Origin of the sequence: Acinetobacter sp. UBA6720 (assembly GCF_002454215.1) — a bacterium.
Taxonomy (GTDB): domain Bacteria; phylum Pseudomonadota; class Gammaproteobacteria; order Pseudomonadales; family Moraxellaceae; genus Acinetobacter.
In genome coordinates, this window is record NZ_DKIK01000025.1 from 1 (window position 1) to 4,694 (window position 4,694).

Consider the following 4,694-nt stretch of genomic DNA (forward strand, 5'->3'; position numbering starts at 1 on the left):
TCTTTGTGCAACAAAGCCGAGCATGTGCTGTTTGTGATAAATTGAGATTATGTTGAGTGAGTTCTCTAATAATTCTAAGTTGTTGAAAGTTCATAATTTGGATATAGAATATAAAAATAAGAGCAAATATATAAATAAATGCTCTTTTAGATGATCAATGATTAACGCATTGTGACGAATTCTTCAGCAGAAGTCGGATGAATTGCTAAAGTGTTATCGAAGTCTTTTTTAGTTGCTCCCATTTTTAAAGCAACAGCAAAGCCTTGCAGAATTTCATCCATACCGTATCCAATACCATGAATTCCGACCACTTTCTCATCAGTTCCTACACAAATTAATTTCATTTTTGTGAGTTGTCGATGTTCTGTTATCGCTGTATACATGGATGTAAAGGAAGAACTATAAATTTTGATGGCATCTTTACCAAATTTTTCTATGGCTTGATCTTCGGTTAATCCAACTGTTCCAATAGGTGGGTGACTAAACACCACAGTCGGAATATTTTCATAATCTAAATGTTCATTTGGCTTATTGTTAAATAAACGTTCAGACAGTCTTCGACCCGCTGCCACAGCAACAGGTGTTAACTCGACTTTACCTGTAATATCACCCACTGCATAAATGCCAGACTGTGTTGTATTTTGATATGCATCAACATGAATAAAGCGATTCTCGTTCAATTGAACTTGAGTCTTATTAAGATTGATCGCTTCAGTTGCAGGTTTTCTACCAATTGCCCAAATCAAGCAATCTACACTATGTTCTGTACCATCTTCTAGGTGTAATACAAGTGAGTTATCTTGAACTTTAGTCACTTTGTTAATCTGACTATGAGTATGCACGTTAATATTTTCACTGCGCATATTCTCTAATAGTGTTTTACCAAGGAAATGATCTAATCCACGCAAAGGCTGATGTTTACGAATAAATAATTGTACATTCGAACCCAATGCATTAAGAACACCTGCCAATTCCACAGCAATATAGCCAGAACCAACAATAGCAGTCCGCTTCGGTAAGTGTTCTAATCCGAAGAAACCATTGGAATCAATACCATATTCAGCACCTTCAATTTCAGGTTTGAATGCTTGAGTCCCCGTAGCAATTAAAATATGGTCAGCTGTGTACGTTTCACCATTTACTTCAATTGTTTGAGCATCTAAAAATTTTGCAAAACCTCGAATGACATCAACATTATTTTTAGCTAGTCCTGTGTCATACGATGTATGTATTCGGCTGATATAGGCTTGTCTGTTTTCAACTAATTTCTTCCAGTTAAAGGATTTCAATTCTGTATTAAAGCCATAGTCAGGACCATATTTATGAATCGCATCGGCAATTTGAGCTGAATACCACATCACTTTTTTAGGAACACATCCTACGTTGACACAGGTTCCACCAATATCACCCATTTCTATCAGTGCACATTTCTTACCATACATGGCAGCACGATTGACTGATGCAATACCGCCACTGCCTCCGCCAATCGCAATATAATCATAGTGTTTAGACATAAATGAAATTCCTGTTTTTTAGATTTAAAAAGTTAATGATATACGCTGAATTATCAGGAGACTTTCCCTTGGGAGATTCTAGGCAGCCAACTTATAAAAGTCTTCGGCCATTTGATTTGGTGTCTTAAAACCCAAACCCTTTTGAATTCTTCGATGATTATAAAATAATTCAATGTATTTTATAATATCTGCTTTGGCTTCTTCTCTGGTTTGATAGTTGTAATGATGCACTAACTCATTTTTCAGTATTCCCCAAAAGCTTGTTCATGGATTAAGTCCCCACTTGTTTTTAGGTGGGAACTAAATTAAGGCTTATAGGATCGCTTGGTAAGGCTGTGTTAGCCGGATGCTTACGGTAGTTACTGATTTAGATTCAATCAAAAAGGTGGAAAAAGAAAATAATAAAAAAAAGAAAATTAACGTATGGGAAAAATGCCCAGTAGCGGAAGGTACGCGAACCTGTAATACCGCAATAAGATATTGGTTTGCTCCTAAGGATATTAAAAAGATAGAGGATTTTCATTTATCCCCAGTAGAACTTTTAGCTAAGACTCCAACTGATAAGCAGGTTAGCTGTAGACGAATTGCATACCAGATCCCTGAGGATCCAAATACGGATGTTTGTGCAAGAAGCTACGAGGATGCTCTGATTTTAGCAAACCTCAAAGACTTTACTCTGCCAAATGAAGAGGATGTTGTTATTGAAGCTTGGGAGTATGCGAAGGGGCTTACTAAATCAGATTTTGCTTTAGAATATGCAATTCGCAAAAAAGAATGGGTTGTACCAAGATATATTCATGAGGGTCTAGTTTGGCTTGCTGAATCTGATGTTCCTATACAAAATTTAGAACCATTAGATAAAGGAGCAACAGCATGAGCCAGATTAAAGAAAATCCTGCACTAGTTGCTGCACAAGAAGCTCAGAGAAAGATCAATGAGGCTCTAGATGCGGGTTATAGTTTTAGACTTGAAGCAGGTGCGGGGGCAGGTAAGACATATTCTTTGGTAGCGGCACTCAAGAAACTAATCGACGAACGTGGTTCCATGTTAGTACGGACTGGTAAAAAAGTTGCTTGTATTACTTATACAGAAGTTGCACGCAATGAAATTGCTCAAGAAATTGAAGATCACCCAGCAATTCTTGTTGATACAATTCATGGTTTTTGTTGGGCATTTATTCGTCAATTTCAGAAGGCAATACGTGATTTAGTTAGTGAAATAGATGATAAAAAAGAGAAAATTGAGCTGGGCGGTGGTATTGGGTCACAACTAGTAGAATATGATTTAGGATTCTTTAGTGTCGATGAGAAGCGAATTACGCTTAATCATGATGATATACCTGAATTGATGGCAATGCTTTTGGCTAAAGAAAAGTTTCAGATGTTATTTAGTGAGCAATTTCCAGTAATTTTTATTGATGAATATCAGGATACTAACCGTAAATTTATGGATGCTATAACTGAATTCTTTTTAAAGCCAAAAACTGGCCCCATAATTGGTCTTTTTGGAGATCATTGGCAAACCATTTACAGTAGTGAGTATGAGCTAGCAGAATATCCAATTGAAGAAATTGCTAAGGGATCAAACTTTCGTTCAGCTCCCGCCATCGTAAATGTACTTAATACTTTACGTCCAGAACTCCCTCAAGCTGTTAGCGTACCAGAAGCTAAAGGTGAGGCTAGGTTTTTCCATACCAACGCTTATAAGGGGGGGAGAACTGATGAGCTCCATTCTAAGGAAGATTTACCTTCGGATTTAGCCCGTAGTTGCCGTGAGGAGTTGATAATAAGGCTGCAAGGAGAGGGTTGGGATTTACAAAAAACAAAAGTATTAATGCTTAGTCACAATGTTTTGGCTATTGAACAAGGCTATCCTCAAATTGCTGAATTATTTAAACGCCATACAGAACAATTTACAAAGAAAGAAGATCCGGTTATTAGATTCTTTGCTGAAGTAATTGAACCAATATGCATAGCTTATAGCTCATCACTTTATGGAGAAATGTTTAAGAAATTAGGCACTAGACCTGCTATTACAAAACATGAAGATAAAATGTTGTGGCGAAGAGATATGGATCAATTGCTAAAGTTAAGGAATGAAGGAACTATTGGTCAAGTGATAGATCATTTAAAGACGACAAAACGCCCATTGCCATCTGATCGAATACTTAGAAGAGAGGAAGAGATTCTTTCACTTATGGATACACCTGAAGCGGAATGGTCTTCAACACTACAACGTTATAATAAATTAAAAAAAATCGAATATAAGGAGGTTATCGAAGTTACAAGGTTTATTGAAAAGCAGACTCCTTTTGCAACGCAGCATAGTGTTAAGGGGGCTGAGTTTGAGAATGTATTAGTTGTCTTAGGTGGTGGGTGGAATCATTATAAATGGCCACAGCTTCTCGAGTTGCTTGAGACTAAAAAACTGAATAGAGCAAATACGAAAGGTTTTTATAGAGCTCGTAATCTTTTTTATGTTTCCATTTCTCGCCCAATGACAAGGCTAGCTGTGTTAGCAACTCAATCATTGTCGGATACAGCACTTCTTACAGTAAGTAATTTGTTGTGTTCGGCGTCAACTATCTTGGCCGGTTCGCGTCAATTATGATGGCCGGTTAGGTTTTCTCATTTTTCCTACTTCCAGCTTGTTTTAACTGATGTTGTTTTCGATAGCTTTCTCCTTCTAATTCTATAATTGTCGCGTGGTGGATCAGCCGATCTATGGCCGCTACCGTCATCATGCTGTCTGGGAAGATCTGATCCCATGCACTAAACGGGTGATTGGCTGTGATGATCAGGCTACCGCTTTCATATCGATGCGCGATAAATTCAAACAGTACCTGGGTTTCTGCATCGGTTTTTTTCACATAACCAATGTCATTTATCTGACCACCCGATATTTCAAAATAAACGGGAAGCCCACCGCTATCTACAGCGAGATGAATTTTTGTAGAACTCCCACCCCGACTTTTTCCTATCGCTTCATCTGAACTGCTTGCGGCTCCGCTACTGTCTTGATGCGCTTTGACAATACTTCCATCAATAAACAACCATTCTGGATCATTATCGGACGATATGCTTTGAAACCATTTTTGTAACACACCTTTCTTTGACCAAAGGTTAAAGCGCTTAAATACAGAGTTCCAACGACCGAATCTTTCAGGCAAATCTCGCCACT

The 4,694-nt window shown here is 37.8% G+C and carries 4 protein-coding genes and 1 pseudogene; 2 read left to right on the forward strand and 3 right to left on the reverse strand.

What is annotated here, in order from left to right:
* Positions 1 to 161: 161 nt before the first annotated feature.
* Positions 162 to 1,514: a glutathione-disulfide reductase gene (gene gorA, locus B4F08_RS02315; protein ID WP_002122354.1), complete on the reverse strand. Its 1,353-nt coding sequence runs from the start codon at positions 1,512 to 1,514 to the stop codon at positions 162 to 164.
* 78 nt (positions 1,515 to 1,592) lie between these two features.
* Positions 1,593 to 1,775 (reverse strand): annotated as a pseudogene (locus tag B4F08_RS02320) (IS3 family transposase); the annotation flags it as partial.
* Positions 1,776 to 1,860: 85 nt separating this feature from the next.
* On the opposite strand from B4F08_RS02320, the gene B4F08_RS02325 reads away from it, so the two are divergent.
* Complete coding sequence (locus tag B4F08_RS02325) at positions 1,861 to 2,391, forward strand: hypothetical protein (RefSeq protein ID WP_291372901.1); 531 nt, start codon at positions 1,861 to 1,863, stop codon at positions 2,389 to 2,391.
* Entirely contained in the window at positions 2,388 to 4,124 is a 1,737-nt protein-coding gene (locus tag B4F08_RS02330) for a UvrD-helicase domain-containing protein (protein WP_183174076.1), read from the forward strand. Before B4F08_RS02325 ends, B4F08_RS02330 begins: the two co-directional genes overlap by 4 nt.
* 7 nt (positions 4,125 to 4,131) lie before the next feature.
* Here the strand turns inward: B4F08_RS02330 and B4F08_RS02335 are convergent.
* A partial coding sequence (locus B4F08_RS02335; protein ID WP_291372904.1) for an IS5 family transposase occupies positions 4,132 to 4,694 on the reverse strand: 563 nt, incomplete at its 5' end.

Excerpts from the sequence above, each read along its gene's own strand:
- gorA (WP_002122354.1), bottom strand. The coding sequence starts at position 1,514 with ATGTCTAAACACTATGATTATATTGCGATTGGCGGAGGCAGTGGCGGT.
- B4F08_RS02325 (WP_291372901.1), top strand. The coding sequence starts at position 1,861 with ATGCTTACGGTAGTTACTGATTTAGATTCAATCAAAAAGGTGGAAAAA.
- B4F08_RS02330 (WP_183174076.1), top strand. The coding sequence starts at position 2,388 with ATGAGCCAGATTAAAGAAAATCCTGCACTAGTTGCTGCACAAGAAGCT.